The 24,104-nt window shown below is 55.6% G+C and carries 22 protein-coding genes; 12 read left to right on the top strand and 10 right to left on the bottom strand.

Features of this window, described 5'->3' with window-relative positions:
- The first annotated feature begins 131 nt into the window (after positions 1–131).
- From ilvG to ilvA, 5 genes are all read left to right on the top strand, one after another.
- The gene (gene ilvG, locus FCN45_RS18650) at positions 132–1,778 is read left to right on the top strand and encodes an acetolactate synthase 2 catalytic subunit (protein WP_137386745.1); all 1,647 of its coding nucleotides are present in this window, start codon (positions 132–134) and stop codon (positions 1,776–1,778) included.
- On the top strand, positions 1,775–2,032 hold the full coding sequence (ilvM, locus tag FCN45_RS18645; protein ID WP_101762784.1) for an acetolactate synthase 2 small subunit: 258 nt from the start codon (positions 1,775–1,777) through the stop codon (positions 2,030–2,032). The genes ilvG and ilvM overlap by 4 nt, the downstream gene beginning before the upstream one ends.
- A gap of 18 nt (positions 2,033–2,050) precedes the next feature.
- The gene (locus FCN45_RS18640) at positions 2,051–2,980 is read left to right on the top strand and encodes a branched-chain amino acid transaminase (protein WP_007888821.1); all 930 of its coding nucleotides are present in this window, start codon (positions 2,051–2,053) and stop codon (positions 2,978–2,980) included.
- Between the two features lie 62 nt (positions 2,981–3,042).
- The gene (gene ilvD, locus FCN45_RS18635) at positions 3,043–4,893 is read left to right on the top strand and encodes a dihydroxy-acid dehydratase (protein WP_137386744.1); all 1,851 of its coding nucleotides are present in this window, start codon (positions 3,043–3,045) and stop codon (positions 4,891–4,893) included.
- A gap of 3 nt (positions 4,894–4,896) precedes the next feature.
- Positions 4,897–6,444, top strand: coding sequence for a threonine ammonia-lyase, biosynthetic (gene ilvA, locus FCN45_RS18630; RefSeq protein WP_137386743.1), 1,548 nt, complete (start codon positions 4,897–4,899; stop codon positions 6,442–6,444).
- On the opposite strand, the gene ilvY is transcribed toward ilvA, so the two are convergent.
- A complete protein-coding gene (ilvY, locus tag FCN45_RS18625) occupies positions 6,445–7,326 on the bottom strand; it encodes an HTH-type transcriptional activator IlvY (RefSeq protein ID WP_008106630.1) in 882 nt (293 codons plus the stop codon).
- Positions 7,327–7,487: 161 nt separating this feature from the next.
- Between ilvY and ilvC the strand changes: the two genes are divergently transcribed.
- Positions 7,488–8,963, top strand: coding sequence for a ketol-acid reductoisomerase (gene ilvC, locus FCN45_RS18620; protein WP_101762782.1), 1,476 nt, complete (start codon positions 7,488–7,490; stop codon positions 8,961–8,963).
- 270 nt (positions 8,964–9,233) lie between these two features.
- Here ilvC and FCN45_RS18610 read toward each other — a convergent pair whose 3' ends face one another.
- The 3 genes from FCN45_RS18610 to FCN45_RS18600 form a co-directional block, all read right to left on the bottom strand.
- Positions 9,234–10,568, bottom strand: coding sequence for an MFS transporter (locus FCN45_RS18610; protein ID WP_101762781.1), 1,335 nt, complete (start codon positions 10,566–10,568; stop codon positions 9,234–9,236).
- Positions 10,569–10,857: 289 nt separating this feature from the next.
- Entirely contained in the window at positions 10,858–11,865 is a 1,008-nt protein-coding gene (gene yhjD / locus FCN45_RS18605) for an inner membrane protein YhjD (RefSeq protein ID WP_110867713.1), read from the bottom strand.
- A gap of 45 nt (positions 11,866–11,910) precedes the next feature.
- Entirely contained in the window at positions 11,911–12,810 is a 900-nt protein-coding gene (locus tag FCN45_RS18600) for a LysR family transcriptional regulator (protein WP_101762793.1), read from the bottom strand.
- A 115-nt stretch (positions 12,811–12,925) separates the two neighbouring features.
- Between FCN45_RS18600 and FCN45_RS18595 the strand changes: the two genes are divergently transcribed.
- The gene (locus tag FCN45_RS18595; RefSeq protein WP_137386742.1) at positions 12,926–13,684 is read left to right on the top strand and encodes an SDR family NAD(P)-dependent oxidoreductase; all 759 of its coding nucleotides are present in this window, start codon (positions 12,926–12,928) and stop codon (positions 13,682–13,684) included.
- Positions 13,685–13,766: 82 nt separating this feature from the next.
- Here FCN45_RS18595 and FCN45_RS18590 read toward each other — a convergent pair whose 3' ends face one another.
- Positions 13,767–14,615, bottom strand: a complete 849-nt coding sequence (locus tag FCN45_RS18590; protein ID WP_137386741.1) for a PhzF family phenazine biosynthesis protein — start codon at positions 14,613–14,615, stop codon at positions 13,767–13,769.
- A 113-nt stretch (positions 14,616–14,728) separates the two neighbouring features.
- Between FCN45_RS18590 and FCN45_RS18585 the strand changes: the two genes are divergently transcribed.
- The gene (locus tag FCN45_RS18585) at positions 14,729–15,352 is read left to right on the top strand and encodes a glutathione S-transferase family protein (protein ID WP_101762777.1); all 624 of its coding nucleotides are present in this window, start codon (positions 14,729–14,731) and stop codon (positions 15,350–15,352) included.
- Here the strand turns inward: FCN45_RS18585 and FCN45_RS18580 are convergent.
- Positions 15,319–16,809: a PLP-dependent aminotransferase family protein gene (locus FCN45_RS18580; RefSeq protein ID WP_137386740.1), complete on the bottom strand. Its 1,491-nt coding sequence runs from the start codon at positions 16,807–16,809 to the stop codon at positions 15,319–15,321. The genes FCN45_RS18585 and FCN45_RS18580 overlap by 34 nt on opposite strands.
- 136 nt (positions 16,810–16,945) lie before the next feature.
- Here FCN45_RS18580 and FCN45_RS18575 point away from each other — a divergent pair, with 136 nt between their 5' ends.
- Complete coding sequence (locus FCN45_RS18575) at positions 16,946–17,533, top strand: LysE family translocator (protein ID WP_137386739.1); 588 nt, start codon at positions 16,946–16,948, stop codon at positions 17,531–17,533.
- Positions 17,534–17,600: 67 nt separating this feature from the next.
- On the opposite strand, the gene FCN45_RS18570 is transcribed toward FCN45_RS18575, so the two are convergent.
- The 4 genes from FCN45_RS18570 to FCN45_RS18555 form a co-directional block, all read right to left on the bottom strand.
- Positions 17,601–17,966, bottom strand: a complete 366-nt coding sequence (locus FCN45_RS18570; RefSeq protein ID WP_137386738.1) for a type II toxin-antitoxin system HigA family antitoxin — start codon at positions 17,964–17,966, stop codon at positions 17,601–17,603.
- Complete coding sequence (locus FCN45_RS18565) at positions 17,966–18,268, bottom strand: type II toxin-antitoxin system HigB family toxin (protein WP_137386737.1); 303 nt, start codon at positions 18,266–18,268, stop codon at positions 17,966–17,968. Before FCN45_RS18565 ends, FCN45_RS18570 begins: the two co-directional genes overlap by 1 nt.
- 130 nt (positions 18,269–18,398) lie before the next feature.
- Positions 18,399–20,009 (bottom strand): malate dehydrogenase (quinone), encoded by a 1,611-nt coding sequence (gene mqo / locus FCN45_RS18560; protein WP_137386736.1) that lies wholly within the window; start codon positions 20,007–20,009, stop codon positions 18,399–18,401.
- A gap of 535 nt (positions 20,010–20,544) precedes the next feature.
- Positions 20,545–20,784, bottom strand: a complete 240-nt coding sequence (locus tag FCN45_RS18555) for a DUF1158 domain-containing protein (protein WP_007891898.1) — start codon at positions 20,782–20,784, stop codon at positions 20,545–20,547.
- A gap of 284 nt (positions 20,785–21,068) precedes the next feature.
- On the opposite strand from FCN45_RS18555, the gene mntP reads away from it, so the two are divergent.
- The 3 genes from mntP to dgcA all read left to right on the top strand — a co-directional run bounded on the left by mntP (position 21,069) and on the right by dgcA (position 24,095).
- A complete protein-coding gene (gene mntP / locus FCN45_RS18550; protein WP_101762773.1) occupies positions 21,069–21,641 on the top strand; it encodes a manganese efflux pump MntP in 573 nt (190 codons plus the stop codon).
- Positions 21,642–22,120: 479 nt separating this feature from the next.
- Complete coding sequence (gene dgcN, locus FCN45_RS18545) at positions 22,121–23,128, top strand: N-acetyltransferase DgcN (protein ID WP_137386735.1); 1,008 nt, start codon at positions 22,121–22,123, stop codon at positions 23,126–23,128.
- A gap of 1 nt (position 23,129) precedes the next feature.
- Positions 23,130–24,095 (top strand): N-acetyl-D-Glu racemase DgcA, encoded by a 966-nt coding sequence (gene dgcA / locus FCN45_RS18540; protein WP_137386920.1) that lies wholly within the window; start codon positions 23,130–23,132, stop codon positions 24,093–24,095.
- The last annotated feature ends 9 nt before the right edge of the window (positions 24,096–24,104 follow it).

Here is a 24,104-nt window from a genome sequence, read left to right as displayed (position 1 = left end):
CAAAAACCCCCGCACCGAAAGGTCCGGGGGTTTTTTTTTAACCAGGCTAAATATCAGCAAATTAGCGAGGAACAGATTATGAGCAGTAGCATAAAATTCTGTTGTTCTCCTAGAAATACAGGAGAATAACCATGACAGGTGCACAGTGGGTAGTTCAGGCTTTACGCGCGCAGGGTGTCGATACAGTGTTTGGCTACCCTGGCGGCGCAATCATGCCAGTGTACGATGCGCTCTACGATGGCGGCGTGGAACACTTACTGTGTCGTCATGAGCAAGGTGCGGTGATGGCTGCCATCGGTTATGCCCGCGCAACCGGCAAGACTGGCGTATGTATCGCCACTTCGGGTCCCGGCGCCACCAACCTGATCACCGGTTTGGCGGATGCGATGATGGATTCGATCCCGGTAGTGGCGATAACCGGCCAGGTATCATCGGCCTTCATCGGCACCGACGCCTTCCAGGAAATAGACGTTCTTGGTTTATCGTTAGCCTGCACCAAACACAGTTTCCTCGTTGAATCGCTTGATGATTTACCCTCGGTGATGGCAGAAGCTTTTGCCATCGCGCAATCGGGCCGTCCCGGCCCGGTACTGGTCGATATCCCGAAAGACATTCAGATCGCCAATGGCGAACTGACGCCTCATCTGCTGCCAGTTGAGGAAGAAATCAGCCACTCCGCGCAGCACATTGCAGAGGCGCGCACATTGATGGCGCAATCGCATAAGCCGATGCTGTATATCGGTGGCGGCGTGGGTATGGCGCAGGCGGTTCCAGCCTTACGTGCCATGGCGCAGGAAACCGGTATCCCGATGGTTTCTACGCTGAAAGGCCTCGGCAGCGCGGATGCCAGTAGCGATCTTTATCTCGGAATGCTGGGCATGCACGGCACCAAAGCCGCTAACCTCGCGGTACAATCCTGTGATTTGCTGATTGCGGTTGGCGCGCGTTTTGACGACCGCGTTACTGGCAAGCTGGACACCTTCGCGCCGCACGCCAGCGTCATCCATATCGATATCGATCCTGCCGAGCTGAACAAATTGCGCCGTGCTCACGTTTCACTGCAGGGCGATATGAATCAGGTGCTGCCGGCACTGAGCATGCCAATGCACATTGATGGCTGGCGCAAAGAAGTCAGCGCGATGAAAAGCGAGTTCGACTGGCGCTACGATCATCCCGGCGAAGCGATTTATGCGCCGTTGCTGCTGAAGCAGTTGTCCGATCGTAAAGCGGACAGCGCCGTAGTCACCACCGATGTAGGTCAACACCAGATGTGGGCCGCTCAGCACATGAGTTTCACCGCGCCAGAAAACTTCATCACCTCGAGCGGTCTCGGCACTATGGGCTTTGGCCTGCCGGCGGCGATTGGGGCGCAGGTAGCACGTCCGGAAGACACAGTGATCTGCGTGTCTGGCGATGGTTCTATCATGATGAACATTCAGGAGCTGGGCACCATCAAGCGCGGCAAGCTGCCGGTGAAAATTCTGCTGCTGGATAACCAGCGTCTCGGCATGGTGCGGCAGTGGCAGCAACTGTTCTTTGATGGTCGCTACAGCGAAACCATTCTGACCGACAACCCCGATTTCCTCACGCTGGCCAGCGCGTTTGATATCCCAGGCCAGCGCATTAGCCGTAAAGATCAGGTCGACGCCGCCCTCGATGCTCTGCTGAACAGTGAAGGTCCTTACTTCCTGCATGTTTCGATAGATGAGCATGAAAACGTCTGGCCATTGGTACCGCCAGGTGCCAGCAACGCAAACATGATGGAGAAAACCGCATGAATCAGCATCAATTGTCTATCGAAGCCCGCTTTCGTCCTGAAATATTGGAGCGCATTTTGCGTGTCGTGCGTCACCGTGGTTTCCAGGTGTGTGCGATGAATATGGCCACCGCGGTCAATGCGGAGAACATTAATATCGAAATGACCGTTGCCAGCCAACGCTCAGTCGATTTACTGTCTTCGCAGTTAAGCAAACTTATGGATGTCGCTTGCGTCGAGATCCAACAACAGACAACACAACAAATCCGCGCATAGTCGCCAAAGGAAAAAGCAATGAGTACGAAGAAAGCAGACTTTATTTGGTTCAATGGTGAGATGGTTAAGTGGGAAGACGCCAAGGTCAGCGTTATGTCTCACGCCCTGCACTACGGTACTTCTGTGTTTGAAGGCGTGCGTTGCTACGACTCACACAAAGGTCCAGTGGTGTTCCGCCACCGTGAGCATATGAAGCGTCTGCATGAATCCGCCAAAATTTACCGTTTCCCGATTAAAGCCAGCGTTGATGAGTTGATGGAAGCGTGCCGCGAAGTAATCCGCGTGAACAAACTGAAAAGCGCTTATATCCGTCCGCTGGCCTTCGTGGGTGACGTGGGTCTGGGTGTGAACCCGCCAGATGGCTACACCACCGATGTAATCATCGCTGCCTTCCCTTGGGGTGCTTACCTGGGCGCTGAAGCGCTGGAAAACGGTATCGACGCCATGGTTTCTTCATGGAACCGCGTTGCACCAAACACCTTGCCAACCGCCGCGAAAGCGGGTGGTAACTATCTCTCCTCTCTGCTGGTAGGCAGCGAAGCGCGCCGCCACGGCTATCAGGAAGGTATCGCGCTCGACACCAACGGCTATATTTCAGAAGGTGCTGGCGAAAACTTGTTCGAAGTGAAAGATGGCATTCTGTTCACGCCGCCGTTCACCTCTTCAGCGCTGCCGGGCATCACCCGTGACGCGATCATCAAGCTGGCGCAAGACATGGGTATTGAAGTGCGTGAGCAGGTTCTGTCGCGCGAATCCCTGTATCTGGCCGACGAAGTCTTCATGTCAGGTACTGCAGCGGAGATCACCCCGGTGCGCAGCGTCGACGGTATTCAGGTCGGCGAAGGTAAACGTGGTCCGGTCACCGGTCGTATCCAGAAGGCATTCTTTGGCCTGTTCACTGGCGAGACGGAAGACAAGTGGGGCTGGTTGGATCCGGTTAACGCATAACGAGATTTTTTGCGGGCGTCAGATGGCGCCCGCAACCTTATTATTACTGGAGTAAATAGAGCATGCCTAAGTACCGTTCCGCCACCACCACCCATGGACGTAACATGGCCGGTGCCCGTGCCTTGTGGCGCGCGACAGGAATGACCGACGACGATTTCGGTAAGCCGATTATCGCCGTGGTCAACTCATTCACCCAATTCGTACCGGGCCACGTGCACCTGCGCGATCTTGGCAAACTGGTTGCTGAGGAAATCGAAGCAGCCGGCGGCGTGGCCAAAGAGTTCAACACCATTGCGGTGGATGACGGTATCGCCATGGGTCATGGCGGCATGCTGTATTCACTGCCTTCACGTGAGCTGATTGCCGATTCAGTGGAGTACATGGTTAACGCGCACTGCGCCGATGCCATGGTGTGTATCTCCAACTGCGACAAAATCACCCCAGGCATGCTGATGGCGTCACTGCGCCTCAATATTCCGGTGATCTTTGTGTCTGGCGGCCCGATGGAAGCCGGTAAAACCAAACTGTCTGATCAAATCATCAAGCTGGATCTGGTTGATGCAATGATTCAGGGCGCCAATCCGAACGTCAGCGATGCCGACAGCGATCAGATCGAACGTTCTGCTTGTCCAACCTGCGGTTCCTGTTCCGGTATGTTCACCGCCAACTCGATGAACTGTCTGACCGAAGCGCTGGGCTTGTCGCAGCCGGGTAACGGTTCACTGCTGGCCACACACGCCGATCGTAAAGAGCTGTTCATCAATGCTGGTAAGCGCATCGTTAGCCTGACCAAACGCTACTACGAGCAGGATGACGTTAACATGCTGCCGCGGAACATCGCCACCAAAGCGGCGTTCGAGAATGCGATGACGCTGGATATCGCCATGGGCGGTTCCACCAACACCGTTCTCCATCTTCTGGCTGCCGCGCAGGAAGGCGAGATCGATTTCAATATCTCCGATATCGACCGTCTGTCACGCAAAGTGCCGCAGTTGTGCAAAGTGGCGCCAAGTACGCCAAAATACCATATGGAAGATGTGCACCGTGCGGGTGGCGTTATCGGCATTCTCGGTGAGTTAGATCGCGCCGGTTTGATCGACACCAGCGCGCGCAACATTCTGCAGCAGAGCATGCGTGAAACCATCGATCAGTACGACATCATGCTGACCAAAGATCAGGCGGTGAAGGATATGTTCCGCGCCGGTCCTGCTGGTATTCGTACCACCAAGGCGTTCTCGCAGAACTGCCGTTGGGACACGCTGGATGATGACCGTACCGAGGGTTGTATTCGTACTCGCGAACACGCGTACTCGCAGGATGGCGGCTTAGCTGTGCTTTACGGCAACATTGCCGAAGATGGCTGCATCGTTAAAACCGCGGGCGTAGACAAAGAGATCCTCACCTTCAAAGGCCCGGCGAAAGTGTACGAAAGCCAGGATGATGCAGTTGAAGCGATCCTTGGCGGCAAAGTGATAGCCGGCGACGTCGTGGTGATCCGCTACGAAGGACCGAAAGGCGGACCGGGCATGCAGGAAATGCTCTATCCGACCACTTATCTGAAATCCATGGGCCTTGGCAAAAGCTGCGCACTGATCACCGACGGTCGCTTCTCTGGCGGCACGTCAGGCTTATCGATTGGTCACGCCTCTCCGGAAGCGGCGAGCGGCGGCACCATCGCGCTGGTGAAAGATGGCGACATGATTGAGATCGATATCCCCAACCGTGGTATCAAGCTGGCGGTACCGGATAACGAACTGCACGCCCGTCGTGAAGAAGAGCAAGCGCGCGGCGATGCGGCTTATACCCCGCACGGCCGCGTACGTGAAGTCTCGTTTGCCCTGCGTGCCTATGCATCACTGGCGACCAGCGCAGACAAAGGCGCGGTGCGCGATAAGTCCAAGCTGGGAGGCTAACCGATGGCTGAGTCTCAACCGCTCTCCGCGACGCCAAACGGCGCGGAGTATTTGCGCGCAGTGCTGCGTTCACCGGTGTATGAAATTGCCCAGGTGACGCCGCTGCAAAAAATGGAAAAAATTTCATCGCGTCTTGGCAACACCATTCTGGTGAAGCGTGAAGATCGTCAGCCGGTGCACAGCTTCAAGCTGCGCGGGGCTTACGCGATGATTGCCGGGCTGAACGAAGAGCAAAAAGCGCGCGGCGTGGTCACGGCTTCGGCCGGTAACCATGCGCAGGGCGTGGCGCTCTCGGCCAGCACGCTGGGTATCAAATCACTGATTGTGATGCCGCTGGCCACGGCAGACATCAAGGTTGATGCAGTACGCGCATTTGGCGGTGAGGCTTATCTGTTTGGTGCCAACTTCGACGAGGCGAAAGCCAAAGCGATTGAGCTGGCAGAGCAGCAGGGTTACACCTTCGTTCCTCCGTTTGACCATCCGGCAGTGATCGCCGGGCAGGGCACGCTGGCGATGGAGTTGCTGCAGCAGGACGCGCATCTTGATCGCGTCTTCGTGCCGGTCGGCGGCGGTGGTCTGGCGGCGGGTGTCGCGGTGCTGATCAAGCAGCTAATGCCGCAGATCAAAGTGATTGCCGTGGAATCGGAAGATTCAGCCTGCCTGAAGGCCGCGCTGGATGCGGGTGAACCGGTAGATTTGGCGCGCGTGGGCTTGTTTGCGGAAGGCGTGGCTGTCAAACGCATCGGCAGCGAAACCTTCCGTCTTTGTCAGGAGTATCTCGATGACATCATTACGGTGGATAGCGATGCAATTTGCGCAGCGGTGAAAGATCTGTTCGAAGATGTGCGCGCCGTGGCGGAACCTTCCGGCGCGCTGGCGCTGGCGGGTATGAAGAAGTACATCCAGCTGCACGACATCAAAGGCGAGCGCCTGGCGCACGTGTTGTCGGGTGCCAACGTCAACTTCCACGGCTTGCGCTATGTCTCCGAGCGTTGTGAACTGGGCGAACAGCGTGAAGCGCTGCTGGCGGTCACCATTCCAGAACAGCAGGGCAGTTTCCTCAAGTTCTGTCAGACCATCGGCGGGCGCTCCATCACCGAGTTCAACTATCGTTACGCGGATGCGGATAACGCCTGCATCTTCGTCGGCGTGCGCTTAACGCGCGGGCTGGAGGAGCGCAGTGAGATCATCAGCCAATTGAGCGAAGCCGGTTATCACGTGGTGGATCTGTCGGATGACGAAATGGCCAAGCTGCACGTGCGCTACATGGTCGGCGGACGTCCATCGAAGCCGCTGCGCGAACGCCTGTTTAGCTTTGAATTCCCGGAAGCACCGGGCGCGCTGCTGAAGTTCCTGCAGACGTTGGGTGCGCACTGGAATATCTCGCTGTTCCATTATCGCAGCCACGGCACCGATTATGGCCGCGTGCTGGCGGCATTTGAAGCCAACGATCAGGAACCGGATTTCGAAACCCATCTCACCGCGTTGGGTTACGAATGGCATGACGAAGCGAGCAACCCGGCGTTCCGTTTCTTCCTCGCCGGGCAGTGATTACAGCTGGTGCCAGAACGCATTGATAAGCGGCTCTCCGAGCCGCTTTTTTTGTACGCAAACGCCGAGTTCCAGCGGTGCGACAGACTCCACATTCTCCAGCGTCAATACGCGATTGCGCACCGGTTCCGGGCTGTTCTCCAGCACCACATCCGGCAGCAGCGCAATACCACATCCCAGCGCCACCATTGACACAATCGCCTCATGACCGGAAACCGTGGCATAAATCTGCGGATTGGGAATGCGCTGGCGGCGGAACCATAAATCGATGCCGCGGCGTGCAGGTCCTTGTTCCGGGAGGATAAACGGAATTTGCGCCCAATCGGGTTGCTCCTGCGTCGCCTGATTGCGCACCGGGCAAGGCAGCGCCGGGGCGATCAGCACCAGCGGAATCAGGCCCAGTGGCGTAAAATCTATGCTGGCCGGCAGCGATTCTGGGCGACCGGCAATGGCGAGATCGGCGTCGCCGGACTGCACCATCTCAATCGCATCGGCGGCATCACCGGTGGTGAGTTTGATCTCTACCTGCGGATGTTCAGCGCGAAAGCGATCAAGAATCGGCGGCAGATGGCTGTAAGCGGCGGTTACCGAGCAGAACAGGCGCAGTTCGCCGCTCAGCGACGGGCCGTTAAGATCCATCACATGGCGTAACTGCTGATACTGCAGCAACGTCTGCTGCGCAAACTGGCGCAGGCGCTCACCGGCTTCGGTGAGCGTGACGGTACGGTTATCACGCAGGAACAACGCGTGACCGACATCCTCTTCCAGGCGCTGAATCTGGCGCGAAAGGGTTGAAGGGCTGACGTGCATGGCACGCGCGGTGCGACCAAAGTGGCAGCTTTCAGCCAGATGAAGGAAGAGTTTCAGGTCTCGTAAATCCATGCGCGTATCGCCTCAAGGTTATGTTGCAAATTATGCAATGTGACCTTGCTAATATATCAATTTAAGCAACGGATTGCCTGTCATATGATGGGGTCATTCGCGGCGTAAGAGACAACGTCGTTACTGAACAAAAACAAACACAACATCTAACCGGAGTACCCATGGCTAATTACTTCAACACATTGAATCTGCGCAACCAGTTAGCGCAGCTGGGCAAATGTCGTTTCATGTCACGCGACGAATTCGCAGATGGCGCTAGCTTCCTGAAAGGCAAGAAAGTGGTCATCGTTGGCTGTGGTGCTCAGGGTCTGAACCAGGGTCTGAACATGCGTGATTCTGGTCTGGACGTGGCGTATGCCCTGCGTGCTGAAGCGATTGCTGAGAAGCGTGCCTCTTTCCGCAAAGCGACCGATAACGGCTTCAAAGTCGGTACTTACGAAGAGCTGATCCCACAGGCCGATCTGGTGGTTAACCTGACGCCAGACAAGCAGCACTCGGCGGTCGTTCAGGCTGTTCAGCCGCTGATGAAAGATGGCGCTGCGCTGGGTTACTCACACGGTTTCAACATTGTTGAAGTGGGCGAAACCATCCGCAATGACATCACCGTCGTGATGGTGGCACCGAAGTGCCCGGGTACGGAAGTACGTGAAGAGTACAAGCGTGGTTTCGGTGTACCTACGCTGATCGCCGTTCACCCGGAAAACGATCCAAAAGGCGAAGGCATGGCGATTGCTAAAGCCTGGGCAGCAGCGACCGGCGGCGACCGTGCAGGCGTGCTGGAATCCTCCTTCGTTGCGGAAGTGAAATCTGACCTGATGGGCGAGCAGACCATCCTGTGCGGTATGCTGCAGGCCGGTTCTCTGCTGTGCTTCGACAAGCTGGTGGCTGAAGGTCACGACGCGGCTTACACCGAAAAACTGATTCAGTTCGGCTGGGAAACCATCACCGAATCACTGAAGTTTGGCGGCATCACGCTGATGATGGATCGCCTGTCTAATCCGGCAAAAATCCGCGCTTATGCTTTGTCTGAGCAGCTGAAAACCATCATGGCTCCGCTGTTCCAGAAGCACATGGATGACATCATCTCTGGCGAATTCTCTTCAGGCATGATGGCTGACTGGGCTAACGACGACAAAAACCTGCTGACCTGGCGTGAAGAGACCGGCGCAACGGCATTCGAAAACGCACCGCAGTTTGATGGCAAAATCGAAGAGCAGGAATATTACGACAAAGGCGTCGTGATGGTTGCGATGGTCAAAGCAGGCGTTGAGCTGGCATTCGAAACCATGGTTGACGCGGGCATCATCGAAGAGTCGGCTTACTACGAATCACTGCACGAGCTGCCGTTGATTGCCAACACCATCGCACGTAAGCGTCTGTATGAAATGAACGTGGTTATCTCTGATACCGCAGAATACGGTAACTACCTGTTCTCTTTCGCGGCGGTTCCCCTGCTGAAAGAGTTCATGACCACGCTGCAGCCGGGCGATCTGGGCAAAGCAGTTGAAGGTACGCAGGTGGATAACGCGCAGCTGCGTGACGTCAACGAAGCCGTTCGCCAGCACCCAATCGAATCTGTAGGCCGCAAACTGCGTGGCTACATGACCGATATGAAACGTATCGCTGTCGCTGGCTAAGCCACGCGCGACACAGTTTTCAGCACAATAAAAAACCCCGGCTTGCCGGGGTTTTTTTTTATTCGTGCTCGCTGTTGCTCCAGGTGTGTACTCGCTGTCCCCCATCCCGGCCTTCCCCCGCAAGCGGGGGAAGGAGACGCTGCCACATGCAGCTTCAGAACTCACATATGGCAGCATCTTCCTCCCCCATTTATGGGGGAGGACCGAGGAGGGGGACAGCGAGCACATACCTAAGGGACAGCAAGCACGTACAAAGTACAGCCAGCTCAATCACACCGCTTCATACAGCGTCTGATTACGCGTCTCTTTACAGGCAATCAGCGCGATCAACGTCAACACCGCCATCGAAGCCAGATAGAAGCCCACCGCCTGCAAACCGTAATGGGCGTTCAGCCAGGTGGCGATATAAGGCGCTACCGAGGCACCAAGAATCGACGACAGGTTGTAGGAGAACGATGCGCCGGTATAACGCACTTCCGTTGGGAACAGCTCTGGCAGCAGCGCGCCCATCGGACCAAACGTCAGGCCCATAATGCTCAGACCAAGGATCAGGAAGCCCATTACCAGCACCTGAGAACCGGAACCCAGCAGCATTGGGAACATCAATGCAAAGGCGATAATCATCAACGTAATGGTGATCATGGTTTTACGACGACCAAAGCGATCGGCCAGCAGACCGGCAATCGGCACCATCACACCAAAACCAATCACCGCCACCATCAGCATCCACAGGAAGCTGTTACGCGAATAGCCAAGGCCAGCCGGTGCGGGTGCGGTGCCGTAACTCATCGAATACACGGTCATGATGTAGAACAGCGTGTAAGTGGCGAGCATGATGAAGGTGCCGAGAATGGTGGCGGTCAGATGCTTACTCAGCAGCGTGCCGATCGGCATTTTCACCTGTTTGTTCTCTTTCTGCACTTTGGCGAATACCGGGCTTTCATGCAGCGAAACGCGCACATACAGGCCAATTAACACCAGCACCGCTGAGAGAATAAACGGCACGCGCCAGCCCCAGTTCATGAACTGCTCGTCGGTCAGCAACCATGAAAGCAGCAGGAACGTGCCGTTAGCGAAGAAGAAGCCAATCGGCGCGCCGAGCTGTGGGAACGAACCATAAAGCGCACGTTTCTTCGCCGGAGCATTTTCGGTCGCCAGCAGTGCTGCGCCGCCCCATTCGCCACCAAGGCCAAGACCCTGACCAAAACGCGCCAGCGCCAGCAGCAGCGGCGCTGCCACGCCAATGGTTTCATAACCTGGCAGTAAACCAATCAGCACCGTCGAGACGCCCATGGTCAGCAGCGATGCCACCAAGGTGGCTTTACGGCCAACGCGGTCGCCAAAGTGTCCAAACACGGCAGAACCGATAGGACGCGCCACGAAGGCGATCGCGAAAGTCGCCAGCGACTGCAACGTGGCCACGGTCGGATCGCCCTGCGGGAAGAAGATGTGCGGGAAAATGATCACTGCGGCGGTGGCATAGATATAGAAATCGAAGAACTCAATGGCGGTGCCGACAAGCGATGCCACAACCACTTTGCCACGTGAATTGACCGGCGTGTCGTCGTGTTTTTTGTCGAGTGTTTCTGTGATGGAGGCTTGCATAAGTGTTTCTTAATTGTAAATGTAGACAGAGAATCTTACGCACCTGGTTTGCGGCATTCAATGGCGAAAAACCGCGTCAGACCGGGCTTTTTCGGCGAATAAGTGGATAATTTCTGAGTTGCTGCGATCAGTGGCGGATGGGAACGAGAAGTGTCACTTTTTTGGCGGGAATCTCTGCAAAAGGGCCAAATTAAAGTGACCCTTTAGCGTTTCCTGCTGGTTTTTGCTGAAAAAGCAGCCAGCAGGAGACATTTTTAGCTAGTACGGCAATTGTAACAACCTCGTTGGCTTATTTAGCCTGATGCGGCTGCGGCATCTCTTTATCATCTTTGTATTTGGCGGTGGCGATCCACGCGGCGCAGAACAGCGTCAAACGCGCAAAGAAGTAGAAGAACGCCATTAAGCCGAGTACTGAACCAAAGGCCGCGCCCGACGGCGAGCTTGCCAGCTTCGGCAGCGTCAGCGTCATTACAAACTTGATCACCTCAAAGCCAATCGCCGCCAGCAGCGTGCCGCGGAACAGCGCTTTTTTACGCGGCTTATGGCGCGGTAAAATCCAGAAGATCCACAGGAACAGCAGATAGTTAGCCAGGATAGAGATGGATAACGCAATCACCGTCATCGCTGGACGCAGCCACTCAATGTCTTCCAGCCCCAGCGCGTTAACGATCGCTGCCTGCGCCGCGCCGGCAATCGAGGTCAGCGACAGCGTAATCACCAGCGCAAACATCAAACCCAACAGCGAAATCAAATCGCGCGCGTACTTCTTCCAGAATTTCTCCTGATCGTCCGGCGTGCGTTCCCACACGTCGCGTGACTGCGCGCGCACCGCTTCACGCAGGTTGCCCATCCAGTTAATGCCGGAGTAGAGCGCCAGCAGCAAACCGGTTAATCCCACTGTGGCACGCTGCTGAATCGCGGTATTCACCGTATTTTTCAGCGTGGTGGCCAGCGTCGGATCGCTGATGCTGTTAACGATTTTGTTGATCAACTCGGTGAGCAAATCCTGATTCGACGCCAGCACAAAACCGACCGCCGCAAAGGAGACCATCAAAATCGGTATCAGAGAGAGAAAGGAAAAGTAAGTGATCGCCGCGCCAAACTGGCTACCGAGACGATCGTTGAAGCGTTCCAGCGCGCGCATAAAGTGCGCCACCGCCGGAATCGCCTGGAACCAGGCAGCGAAGCGCGACACATTTTGAATCGAGCCATCCACGGTTTTATTGCCGGTTTTAATATCAATCAGCGGCTTGGCTTCTGCCTCGGCCGCGGTCTGTTTAGGGGTTTTGTCCGTCATAGACGATAGTCATCCTGTTCACTGCGAAAATACAATTATAGTCTGCTAAGTTACATATTCCTGCAGGACTTGGCTGAGCCATTCCATAAACACTCGCACGCGGCGCGCCACGTTGCGGCGATGTGGGTAAAGCAGCGAGATGGGCATCGGTTTCGCCGGGAAATGATGCAGCACTTCCACCAGTTGCCCCGACTCCAGTAGCGGCTGTACGCCAATCGCCGGCACCTGAATAATGCCGAGCCCTGCCATACAGGCGGCGCGATAGGTTTCGGTGCTGTTTACCGTCACTACGCCGCCGGTTTGAACGTAATGACACTGTTTGCCATCAAAATATTCAAAGCCCAATGAAGGTTGTCCCAGTTGCTGGGTGTAATGCACCATCGCGTGTTGCGACAGATCTTCCAGCCGCACCGGCATGCCGAAGCGGGAAAGGTAGCCGGGGCTGGCGCAGTTGATCAAGGCGTGCGAGCCGATTTTCCGCGCAATCAGCCCGGAATCTTTCAGCTCGCCGACGCGCACCACGCAGTCAAATCCTTCGCGAATCACATCAACCTGACGATCGCTGCTGCTCAACTCAATTTCCAGACCGGGATAGTGCTGCAAAAACTCCGGCAATCGTGGCAGCACAAAGCCGGTCGCCATCGCCACCGACATGTCCACGCGCAATTTGCCGCTTAAGGTGCCGGGATCGTGCTGGAACAGGCTGTCCATGTCGTCGAGCATCGACAGTAAATCGAGGCAGCGATCGTAATAAACCAGGCCGTCCTGCGTCAGGTGCACACGTCGCGTGGTGCGATGCAGCAGGCGCGTCCCCATTTGATTCTCCAGCGCCTGAAGCTGGCGGGATACGCTGCCTTTCGGTAAACCTAAGCTTTCTGCCGCACGGGTAAAACTGCCCATCTCTGCCACCCGCACAAAAACCTGCATAGCGTGAATTTTATCCATGTTGTTCACCGATTGTTGTTGTTAGTGAAACAGTGCTGCGTATTCCTCTGCGTTTATAGATCAATTATTCACGAATATCCTTAACACGTGTTCAATTTTCCAACTGGAGCGAAACATGAGTCATAAAATTGCATTGATTACCGGCGGAAATCGCGGTTTAGGCAAGAATGGGGCGCTGAAACTGGCTGCCAAAGGCACCGATATCCTGTTTACCTATCGCGGTCACGCGGAAGAAGCGCAGGCGGTTGTGCAGGAGATTGAAGCGTTGGGCGCGCGTGCGGTGGCGTTGCAGCTGGATGTAGGCGACACCGGCACGTTTGACGGCTTCGTGGCGCAGGTGAAAGAAGCGCTGCAGAAAACCTGGCAGCGTGACAGCTTTGATTATTTAGTGAACAACGCCGGTCACGGTCACTACAAGCTGTTTGCAGAGACCAGCGAAGATGAGTTTGATGCGCTGGTGAATGTGCACTTCAAAGGGCCGTTTTTCCTGACGCAAAAACTGCTGCCGCTGATCGTTGATGGTGGACGCATCCTGAATATCTCCAGCGGTTTAACCCGTTTGACGCTGCCGGGTTCAGGCACGTACGCCTCAATTAAAGGCGCGATGGAAGTGCTAACACGCTATCAGGCCAAAGAGTTAGGCGAGCGCCATATCCGCGTCAACATTCTGGCGCCAGGCGCGATTGAAACTGACTTCGGTGGCGGTCGCGTGCGTGATACCAAAGATCTCAACGACCATATCGCTTCCGTCACCGCGCTGGGCCGCGTTGGTTTGCCGGATGATATTGGCGATGCCATCAGCGCGATCCTCAGCGATGAAACCGGCTGGATCACCGCACAGCGCATTGAAGCCTCAGGCGGCCAAGGTCTGTAAAAATATAAACTGATGCACATATTCGTAGCGGCGCAATTTATTGCGCAATAAATTGCGCCGCTACGGATGGTGCAGATTACAATTACAGCTCAATCGTCCCGTCAATCACCGTCACGGTTTGGCCACCAATCCAGATCGCTTTATCGCTAAAACTCACCTGAATGCGACCTTCCCGCTGAATCGCGCTGCCCTGACGTGCCCGATAATCCCGCGTTTGCTTGTTAGCCTCGAAGTAGCGCGCCAGACAGGCGTTGGCGCTGCCGGTCACCGGATCCTCAGTCAAGCTGCCGTTCTCAACCAGCAATGCGCGCACTTCATACTGCTCGTTTTCGCCCGACGGTAACGCACCAAAAATTGCCGTACCGTTAACCTCAGCATGCTGATGTAAACGGTGTAAATCGGCTGCTGACGGCACCACATCCAGCACCGCTTGCGCGCTACTCATCGGAATCAGCAACCAGCGAATACCCATATCAACGATGCTCGGCATTTGGCTGAGATCGAAGCATTCACTGTTCAGCGCGCTGCTCATCAGCGCATCACTGAACGGCGTTAATGTGGCGGCAGGCGCGGCAAACGCCAGCGCACCGTCATCGCTGATTTTCACCTCAACCAGACCAACGCCGCATTCCTGCACGATTTTGCCCGGCGTTTTCAGCGGCCAACCGGCTTCCAGCAGCGCATGCGCGGTGCCTAACGTCGGATGCCCGGCAAAAGGCAGTTCACCTTCGACGGTAAAAATGCGTACGCGGTAATCCGCCGCCGCATCCTGTGGCGGCAGCACAAAGGTGGTTTCCGACAGATTGGTCCAGCGCGCAATCGCCGTCAGCTGCGCGTCACTCAATCCCTGTGCATCCATGATCACCGCCAGCGGATTACCTTTAAACGCCGATGAGGTAAACACGTCCACCTGTTTAAATGCGACCTTCATTGTCACTCCTTCCTCGTTGAGGTTGTCTGAAATCGGGATTTACATCCTGCTGATTGCGAAAGGCCAGCAACAGGGCTATGAATAGATTAAGAATTCTGGAATCGGAGTCCGCAATGTTAAAAGTTCTTGGCCGTACTTCATCAATAAACGTGCGAAAAGTTCTGTGGCTGTGCGCAGAACTCGATATTGCGTACGAATTAGAACCCTGGGGCGATGATCCACAATCGCTGCACTCGAAAGAGTTTATGGCACTCAATCCCAACGCCATGGTCCCGGTAATAATCGAGGACGACTTCGTGCTGTGGGAATCCAACGCTATTCTGCGCTATCTCGCCAACAGCAATGGCGGCGAATGGCTCTATCCCGACAATCCCCGCGCGCGCGCGCCAGTTGATCAGTGGATGGATTGGCAAGCCACCGAACTTAACACGTCCTGGCGTTACGCATTTATGTCGCTGGTGCGCAACTCGCCGGCGCATCAGGATCCCCGCTTGCTGGCGGCGGCGGTGAAAGGCTGGACGCACACCATGAACATACTCAACCAGCATCTGGAGAAAACCGGGCGCTATGTCGCAGGCCGCAATTTCTCGCTGGCCGATATTCCGGTTGGGCTGGCGGTGAACCGCTGGTTTGAAACCCCGCTGGAACACCCTGACTTCCCGGCGGTGCAGACTTATTACGAACGCCTGACCGAGCGTGAGCCTTACACCACCTGGGGCCGCAACGGCAAACCCTGATCCTGTCCCGGCGCGAGGCCTGTCATTTCACAGGCCAGCGCGCCGGTGCGCTGCAGCGCCCACGTATAACGTTCATCAAACGGGTAGCAGCAGGAGAGGCGCAACGCATGTTTGTAACGATCGCTCAGGGAGTAGAGCGCGCCCGGCGTCACACAGATTTGCTCCTGCAGCAGACGATGAAACATCTCTACGGTATCAATGTTCCCCGGCAGTTCGACCCAAAAAACAAACCCGCCGCGCGGCAGGGTCGCGCGCGTGCCCTGCGGAAAGTGGCGTGCCAGAATCCCGCGCGCCGCATCCAGATTGGCGGCATAGCGCCGACGCAGCGTGCGCAGATGATGATCGTAGCCGCCGCTGGCAAGAAATTCGGCCAGGGTTTCACTTAACAAGCGTGATTCCGCCATCGACGACACCGCTTTCAGGTGAGCGATAGCGTCATGAAAACGCCCGGCAGCAGTCCAGCCGACGCGGAAATCAGGCGCCACGGTTTTGGTAAAGCTGGTGCAGTAAATCACCCAACCCTCGCTATCAAACGCCTTTACCGGTGGCGACAGCGGCCACTCAAACTGCAATTCGTCGTATAAACCATCTTCCAGCAGCGGAACGTGGTAAGTGTTCACTAACTTCGCCAGCCGCTTTTTATTCTCCAGCGGCATCACATATCCCAGCGGGTTCTGCGCGCCGGGCATGGCGATCACCGCCTGAACCCGCTTCTCCTGCAGCAGCATCTCCAGCGCATCCAGCGACAATCCCTGCTGCGGATCGGTAGGAATTTCCAGCGCTTTCAGCCCCAGCGACGCCAGCAGCGGGAACAGGAAGAAATAGGTCGGCGACTCCAAACCGATGCAATCGCCGGGTTTAGTCACCGCGCGCAGCGCCAGCTGGAGTGCTTCCATGCAGCCGTGCGTTAGTGTGATCGCCTGCGGCGGCAAGTTGATGCCGTTGTGCAGGGCACGACGCGCAATCTCCTCCCGTAAGCGCTCACTACCAGGCGGAAGCGCATAGCGTCCGATAATGTCGGGATTCTGGCGCAAAATCGACGCAGTAATTCGCCCGATTCGCGCCGCCGGATAGAAGGTGCCATCCTGCGGACAAGCTAATGAGATATTGGTGTAATCAGGATTATTTTGCGCCGCGAACACTTGCTCAATCAGCTCCAGCTTCTGCGCGCTGGGATCGTTGATTTTTGCCGGCAGCGGTTTAACCGAACGCGTCACGGCGGGCAGCACGCCACGCACGTAATAACCCGACTGCGGCCGCGATTCAATCAGGCCGCGATCTTCGAGGATTTGCCATGCATTGAGCACGGTATTGATACTCACCTGATGCGATTGTGCCACGCGGCGTATCGCCGGCAGCCGTTTACCCGGCTTCAGCGTGCCCTGATGTATCGACTCGGCAAAGCTATCGACCAACTGCTGATACAGCGTTTGACCGGATGAGAGTGGAAGGGACACAAAAGCCTCCGCGCGCAATGGGTACAATTCATTTTTAAAACAACTGTACCCATTACAATAGTGGTTTTGTGTCTCTGTTTCCATTGCAACATACGCATTAGCATGAAGACATCATTGATTCTTCAGGAAGCGCATCATGCTTGATCCCTCATTCTTCAGCTACGTCACCGTTATGTCGATCACGCCAGGCCCAAACAACCTGTTACTGGCGACGTCGGGCGTTAACTTTGGCTTTAAACGCACGCTGCCGATGCTGTTTGGCATCCTGCTGGGTTGCGCAATACAGATGCTGCTGGCGAGCGTGGCGCTGGATGTGCTGCTGCACTGGATGGGCGCGATTCGCCTGCCGCTGACGGTGGTCGGCTGTAGCTATCTGCTGTGGTTATCGTGGAAGATTTTCCGTGCCGGCGCGCCGCAACTGCGCGAACGTCCGCGTCCCATGACGCTAATTGGCGGCATCTGTTTCCAGGCGGTGAATCCCAAGGCCTGGTTGATGGTCACCAACGTGGCGCTGATGTACGCCAACAGTAACGGCGTGCTGACGGTGCTGTTGGGATTCGCCGCACTGAATCTGCCGTGCATTTTGATTTGGGCAGCGCTGGGCGATCGCCTTCGCAGCCATCTGCAGGTCGCGTGGAAACGTCAGGCGTTTAACAGTTTGATGGCGCTGTCGCTGGTGGCGACAACTGCGTGGATGTTGTACGACGCGGTGCTGCTGAGCTAGCTACTTCGGTGCGCAAAAATGCGCACTTTGCACTTTCCGGGTTGCCATTAATGGCGATCCGTTCGCCTTACAATCCGATCAGGCTCTCTAATGGAATTCCAAACTGCTTATGCAGATTACGGATCATTTCCAGTGACAATGAACGTTTGCCATTGAGCACTTCATAAACGCGATTGCGGCGGCCAATTGCGGGCTCCAAATCCTTGGCAGTAAGCCCTTGTTGTTCCATCCGGAACTTGATGGCTTCAATCGGATCGGCAGCCTCAATGGGATAATGCTTTTTTTCCCATGCCTCAATTAGCATGCTCATCACAATCATATAATCGCTCTCTGGTGTGCCGAGCTCGGGCACATGTTCAAAGAGCGGCGAAATAGCTTCAAGAGCCGCTTCGTAATCCTGTTCGGAATGAATAGGTTTAATGGTTAATGTCATTAGCGTTGCTCCACCGTATTAGCGTCAATCGCGTCATATTCCCGAGGTGTGCCGATAAACTTTATAAATATCAGCTTCTGTGGATAAGCAATGGCCGCTATCAGTCGATAATCGTTTCCTTTGATGTTGAATACCACTCGGCTGCCTTTAAGGATGCTGGCGTGGCGGTATTGTTCCTTAATATCTGCCGGGCTTGACCAGTCGGCCTTCTGTGCTTCATCAATCCAGGCTCTCAACGGCTGCGAAGAGTCGGGGTTCGCCGTCATAAACTCCCTTAATGACCTTACCGATATGATTCTCATGCAGCGCATCTTAATCCCGTTTTGGGACTATAACAAACTTGAATCCCAATTTGGGACATTCCTTGCGTTAGGCATAAAAAAGAGGCCGCTTTCGCGGCCTCTCATCTTGCCAACATCCGATACTACCTTGTTACTTACCCACCACGTGCGCGGTTTCGCGCGCTTCATCGTTGGCGGCATCAGGTGTAATCACTGGTTCATAGTCGAGTTGCAGCACGCGGCTGGTATCGGCCAGCACTTTCTCGGTCAGTGCGACGTCGCCGTTCAGCTTGCGGCCCCACGATGGGATCACCATGCGGATTTTGGTCTGCCACTCCGGTGAACGCATCTGTTCCGGGAAGGCTTTCGCCATCAGCTCAAGCATAATCGGTGCGGCGGTGGAGGCGCCCGGCGAGGCACCCAGCAGGGCGGAAATAGTACCATCTTCCGAAGTCACCACTTCGGTACCGAGACGCAGCACGCCACCTTCAACGGCATCGTTCTTGATGATTTGCACGCGCTGGCCAGCAGTGACTAAACGCCAATCTTCCTGCTTCGCCTGCGGCACGTAAGCGCGCAACGCTTCCATACGATCGCTGTCGCTTTGCAACACCTGATCAACCAGATATTTCACCAGGTCGAAACTTTTCAGGCCAACCTGCACCATCGGCTTGAGGTTGCTGGTGTTCATCGCGCCGAACATATCCAGCAGCGAACCCTCTTTGAGGAATTTGGTTGAGAAGGTAGCAAACGGCCCAAACAGCAGCACCTGTTTGCCATCCAGCACGCGGGTATCGACGTGCGGCACCGACATCGGCGGTGCGCCGACGCTGGCTTTGCCATACACCTTCGCCATATGCTGTTTCACCACGTCAGGATTTTCCGTCACCAGGAATGAACCGCCCACCGGGAAACCGGCGTAGCCTTTCACTTCCGGAATGCCGGATTTCTGCAGCAGCGGCAACGCCGCACCGCCGGCACCGATAAACAGCTGGCGCGTGGTCAGCACACGATTTTCACCGCTGGCCAGATTATGCAGCGTGACCTGCCAGCGACCGTCGCTCAGGCGTTTGATATCACGCACTTCCTGGCGCAGACGCAGGCGGAAATTGGCTTTCTTCTCTAAAGAGGCAGTCAGCTGGCGCGTTACTTCACCGAAGTTCACGTCGGTACCCATTTCGGTCCAGGTCGCCGCCACTTTCTGTTTGCTGTCGCGGCCGTTCATCACCAGCGGAATCCACTTAGTGATTTGATCGCGGTCTTCAGAGTAATTCATGCCACGGAAAAGGGTGCTTTTCTGCAGCGCATTGAAACGCTTGCGCAGGAATTCAACGTTATCGTCGCCCCAGACGAAACTCATGTGCGGCGTACTGTGGATAAAGCTTTTGGGATTGCGCAGGTTGCCTTTCTGCACGTGATACGCCCAGAACTGACGCGAAATCTGGAACGATTCGTTAATCGCGACCGCTTTGGCGATGTCGATGCTGCCATCCGCCTTCTGCGGCGTATAGTTGAGCTCCGCCAGCGCGGCGTGACCGGTTCCGGCGTTGTTCCAGCCATTAGAGGATTCAACGGCCACATCATCGAGACGTTCAACCATCTCAATCGACCAGTCAGGCTCGAGATCTTGCAGCCATGCGCCCAAAGTCGCACTCATCACGCCTGCGCCAATCAGCAGTACGTCGACGTCTTTTCGTTCCTGAAGGTTTGCACTTTCCATTGAAGCGGCGGCGAGCGCCAGATTTACCGCAGTAGTACTCATGAGGCGACATCTCCTCTCTCTGTTGACCTGAAGCTCAACAGGTTCGCAGGCGAAATAGCCGCGCTTCTTTCGAGCGCGTGGCGCTATCTCTCAAAGGTTAAGACTCAGGTATAAGTCACGGGGACGATAACGGTTAACTGCACGTTATGCATATGCATTCGAATATAACATTCTCGTATCGGAATTAAACGTTTGTTTATTTTTTAAAGGCGGAAATGATTCAGCATAAGAATTAATCAGCTCAACCTCGCGGTCATAAGGGATTTTTATCTCTTAATCAGACGGTTAGCGTAATGCAGTTGTTACGCTATTGTGAGGGGTTTTGACGGGGGTGAAAACGGCGGGTGATATGCATCACATTTTAATGTGTTGAAAAATATATGTTTTAACTAAATTGATTATTTATGCGGATTTTATGTTGCGCAATATTTCGCCATGTCGTGTAAAAGTAATGTTACATTTTTGTGGTGATGAATTGAGGTATGGCCGCGTAAAGCTGCCAGAAGAAAAATGCATCACCTTGCCGGAAAAACGATCAGCGCGATCGGCGGCGCCACAGGAAGCGAATGACGAAAAACTCGATCGCGCCCAGCAGCAAAAACCACAAACTAAAGACGATGGTATACAGCTGATTAACATCCATCAAATGCAGGCTTTCCTGCAATTGTTTTGCCAGCTCAATACCAAATGAAGGCGCGGGCAGCAGCAGGGCGGAAAGAAAGCCTAGCAGCAGAATGCCGCCTGGGATGATCAGCGTTTCGAATGGGTTATTCATGGTCATTGTCCAAATCAGTTAGCGCGGGCATTAGCGCATAAAACCGCGCTACGGTGCAATCCCCGCGCCGGCTCGCGCTCAGAAATTTCTTCTATTCCATTCACTTAGCGTCAAAAATAGCGGAAGTTAAGAGTTATAGCCTTTGCTATACTTAAATCCCTGATTTTACTGTCTTTTTTTTGACGTTTTTGCGTGTTAGACTGCGCGCACTTTTTCATTACTGAACAATAAATGCGGACAAGTAGCGGCTTTAGCGCCGGTTCCGCGGCATTGATTGAAAACCCATGACATTTATCGCAACCCTGATTTTGGCCTTTGGCATGTCGATGGACGCTTTCGCCGCAGCACTGGGCAAAGGCGCGTCGCTGCATCGCCCAGGTTTCAAAGAGGCGCTGCGAACCGGCCTGATTTTCGGCGTTATCGAAATGTTGACGCCGCTGATTGGCTGGGCAATTGGCCTCGCGGCCAGCCGCTACATCATGGCGTGGGATCATTGGGTGGCATTCGTGCTGTTAACCGTGCTGGGCGGCCGTATGATGATGGAAGGTTTTCGTCAAACCGCTGACGAGCCGTGCGAAGCGCCGCAGCGTCATGGTTTTATGGTGCTGGCGTTAACCGCCGTCGCCACCAGTCTTGATGCGCTGGCCGTCGGTGTTGGCCTGGCGTTCCTGCAGGTGAATATCATCATGACCGCCGTCACCATCGGCGCGGCGACCACTATCATGGCAACCACCGGCGTATTGGTTGGACGCTTTATCGGCCCGGTGATGGGCAAATGGGCGGAAGTGTTGGGCGGCGTAGTGCTGATCAGCATTGGCTGCACCATTTTAAGCGAGCATTTAGGCTGGTTTAACTAACCACGTTGTCGTTATGCCATTCATGGCGACCTCTTCTTCACATCCGCACTAATCCCCAATTCTGTGATCTACTTCAAAAATAATTGCGGTAAAAACGCTCAGCGGCTATACTTTTTGCGTATTTCTTCAACAATTTTTGAACCAGGTGCTTTATGAAACGCTTTTTCCGCTACGTGTTCCGTTCTTATGTCGAGACTTTCAAACACGTACCGCCGGGTGCTTTAAACTAAGCATTCCGCCAGATACCCTCGATAATCGCGGTCAGGGATCGACCTGTGGTTATCAACGATTTTCTTATCTCTCCAGCCGCTACTCTGCCCATTTTTCCCCTAACTCGCTGATAAAACTCCTCAGCCATTAGATTTCGATCTGGCTATAGCCGCACGTTATACCCCGCCACTAAACAAGCATTCGTCACCCCATCTTCTGCGTGAAATAGTCAATTCAGGCCCTATAAACCGTCTGAAACGAGAAACATCATGCTGATCCCACAACCTTATTTACTCTTCCTCGGCGACGTTACCGATCCACTGGCCGCTAAAACCGCACGCGGCATTCACGTCTGGCGTCCAGAGCAGTGCGTTGGCGAAATCAAACTGCCGGGCTGCACCGTCACGCTTGGCCTCGACGTCCTCGACATCGCCGCTGCCAAAGCGCGCGGTGCCAAAACGCTGGTGCTCGGCACCGCCAATGCTGGCGGTTACTTGCCCACGCATTGGCTCGACACGGTAAAAAGCGCCCTCTCTGCCGGGATGAACGTGGCCAGCGGTTTGCACCATCGTCTGGTGGATGAGCCGGAGCTGGTGGCGTTGGCCAAAGAGTTCGGCGTTGAACTGTTCGACCTGCGCCACATGCGCCCAAAACTGGAGGTCGGCAGCGGTAAAAAGCGCACAGGTAAGCGTGTACTTACTGTCGGCACCGATTGCTCGGTAGGCAAGATGTACACCTCGCTGGCGCTGGAAGCCGCGATGCGTGAACGCGGCATGCAAGCCGATTTCCGCGCCACCGGCCAGACCGGTATTTTGGTCGCGGGCGAAGGTATCGCGATTGATGCAGTGATTGCCGACTTCATCGCCGGCGCGGTCGAAGCGCTGTCGCCAGCCAATGACGCCGATCACTGGGATATCGTTGAAGGTCAGGGTTCGCTGTTCCATCCTTCCTATGCTGGCGTCAGCATGGGCCTGATCCACGGTGCGCAGCCGCACTGGCTGGTGATGTGCCATGAAATGGGGCGTCCGCATATGCGTCATCTGCCGCATCAGCCAATGGTCAGCCTGAAAGATTGCGTTGAAGCCAACCTGCGCGCAGCGCACGTCACCAGCGACGCGGTTCAGCTGGCCGGTTTCGCCATCAACACCTCGAACTACAGCGAAGACGAAGCGCGCGCCTATTGTGCAGAGATCAGCGCCGAATTCGGCGTGCCTGCTACCGATCCGGTGCGTTTTGGCATTGCGGATATCGCCGCGCTGCTGCAGGAGCATGGCTAACATGCGGCGCATGCAGATTGAAGTGCTGGAGCTGCCGCTGGCGCGTCCGTTCGCCATCTCACGCGGTACGCGCACCGCAGTCACGGTGATTCGCGTGACGCTGGAGCAGAACGGCTTTATTGGCCGCGGCGAATGTACGCCAACGCCGCGCTACGATGAAACGCCAGAAAGCGTCAACGCCGAACTGGAAGCGCTGCGCGCCGCCATGGAAGCGGGCCTGAGCCGCCTCGATCTGCAAAGCCGTTTATATGCGGGTTCAGCGCGTAATGCGCTGGACTGTGCGCTGTGGCGTCTCGATGCCGCGCTGGCGAAGCACACGCTGTGGCAACAGTGCGAGCGTCGTCAGCCGCCATCGGTGATCACCGCCGAAACTCTCAGCCTCGACTCCATCGAAAACATGGCCGCCGCCGCTGCCGATGCGGTATCACGCGGCGCCATCCTGCTGAAAATCAAACTTAATCGCGACGACATTCTGGAGAAAGTCGCCGCGATTCGTCAGGCCGCGCCGCGCGCCACCTTAATCATTGATGCCAACGAAGCCTGGTCGGGCGTGGATTTGCCCAGCCTGTTCAACGCGCTGGCGAGTTTTAACATCGCGATGGTCGAGCAGCCGCTGCCGGCGGGTCAGGATCAGGCGTTGCAGCGCTTCACGCACCCGATTCCGGTGTGTGCCGACGAGAGCTGCCACACCCGCGAGGACATCGCGCCGCTGCGCAATCGCTACGAGATGATCAACATCAAGCTGGATAAGTGCGGCGGTTTGACCGAAGCGCTGGCGATGGTGGAGGAGGCGCAGAAGCACGATATGCGGTTGATGGTCGGCTGCATGCTCGGTTCTTCACTGGCGATGGAAGTGGCGCTGCCGGTGGCGATTGCCGCTGAACATGTCGATCTCGATGGCCCCATTTGGCTGGCCGCCGATAGCTCGCCCTTCCTTTCTTACGCTCAAGGCCAAATCTGGCTGTAACCCGCATGC

This window comes from Pantoea sp. SO10, assembly GCF_005281435.1.
In the GTDB taxonomy this organism is placed as follows: Bacteria; Pseudomonadota; Gammaproteobacteria; order Enterobacterales; family Enterobacteriaceae; genus Pantoea; species Pantoea leporis.
This window is presented reverse-complemented; position numbering and strand designations above follow the sequence as displayed.

What these genes read in the sequence shown, in the direction of transcription:
- mntP (WP_101762773.1), top strand. Translation starts at nt 21,069, where the DNA reads ATGACATTTATCGCAACCCTGATTTTGGCCTTTGGCATGTCGATGGAC.
- FCN45_RS18585 (WP_101762777.1), top strand. Translation starts at nt 14,729, where the DNA reads ATGTTAAAAGTTCTTGGCCGTACTTCATCAATAAACGTGCGAAAAGTT.
- ilvM (WP_101762784.1), top strand. Translation starts at nt 1,775, where the DNA reads ATGAATCAGCATCAATTGTCTATCGAAGCCCGCTTTCGTCCTGAAATA.
- FCN45_RS18590 (WP_137386741.1), bottom strand. Translation starts at nt 14,615, where the DNA reads ATGAAGGTCGCATTTAAACAGGTGGACGTGTTTACCTCATCGGCGTTT.
- ilvA (WP_137386743.1), top strand. Translation starts at nt 4,897, where the DNA reads ATGGCTGAGTCTCAACCGCTCTCCGCGACGCCAAACGGCGCGGAGTAT.
- FCN45_RS18600 (WP_101762793.1), bottom strand. Translation starts at nt 12,810, where the DNA reads ATGGATAAAATTCACGCTATGCAGGTTTTTGTGCGGGTGGCAGAGATG.
- FCN45_RS18565 (WP_137386737.1), bottom strand. Translation starts at nt 18,268, where the DNA reads ATGAGAATCATATCGGTAAGGTCATTAAGGGAGTTTATGACGGCGAAC.
- FCN45_RS18555 (WP_007891898.1), bottom strand. Translation starts at nt 20,784, where the DNA reads ATGAATAACCCATTCGAAACGCTGATCATCCCAGGCGGCATTCTGCTG.
- yhjD (WP_110867713.1), bottom strand. Translation starts at nt 11,865, where the DNA reads ATGACGGACAAAACCCCTAAACAGACCGCGGCCGAGGCAGAAGCCAAG.
- FCN45_RS18640 (WP_007888821.1), top strand. Translation starts at nt 2,051, where the DNA reads ATGAGTACGAAGAAAGCAGACTTTATTTGGTTCAATGGTGAGATGGTT.
- FCN45_RS18595 (WP_137386742.1), top strand. Translation starts at nt 12,926, where the DNA reads ATGAGTCATAAAATTGCATTGATTACCGGCGGAAATCGCGGTTTAGGC.
- mqo (WP_137386736.1), bottom strand. Translation starts at nt 20,009, where the DNA reads ATGAGTACTACTGCGGTAAATCTGGCGCTCGCCGCCGCTTCAATGGAA.
- FCN45_RS18610 (WP_101762781.1), bottom strand. Translation starts at nt 10,568, where the DNA reads ATGCAAGCCTCCATCACAGAAACACTCGACAAAAAACACGACGACACG.
- FCN45_RS18570 (WP_137386738.1), bottom strand. Translation starts at nt 17,966, where the DNA reads ATGACATTAACCATTAAACCTATTCATTCCGAACAGGATTACGAAGCG.
- FCN45_RS18575 (WP_137386739.1), top strand. Translation starts at nt 16,946, where the DNA reads ATGCTTGATCCCTCATTCTTCAGCTACGTCACCGTTATGTCGATCACG.
- dgcN (WP_137386735.1), top strand. Translation starts at nt 22,121, where the DNA reads ATGCTGATCCCACAACCTTATTTACTCTTCCTCGGCGACGTTACCGAT.
- ilvG (WP_137386745.1), top strand. Translation starts at nt 132, where the DNA reads ATGACAGGTGCACAGTGGGTAGTTCAGGCTTTACGCGCGCAGGGTGTC.
- ilvD (WP_137386744.1), top strand. Translation starts at nt 3,043, where the DNA reads ATGCCTAAGTACCGTTCCGCCACCACCACCCATGGACGTAACATGGCC.
- dgcA (WP_137386920.1), top strand. Translation starts at nt 23,130, where the DNA reads ATGCGGCGCATGCAGATTGAAGTGCTGGAGCTGCCGCTGGCGCGTCCG.
- ilvC (WP_101762782.1), top strand. Translation starts at nt 7,488, where the DNA reads ATGGCTAATTACTTCAACACATTGAATCTGCGCAACCAGTTAGCGCAG.
- ilvY (WP_008106630.1), bottom strand. Translation starts at nt 7,326, where the DNA reads ATGGATTTACGAGACCTGAAACTCTTCCTTCATCTGGCTGAAAGCTGC.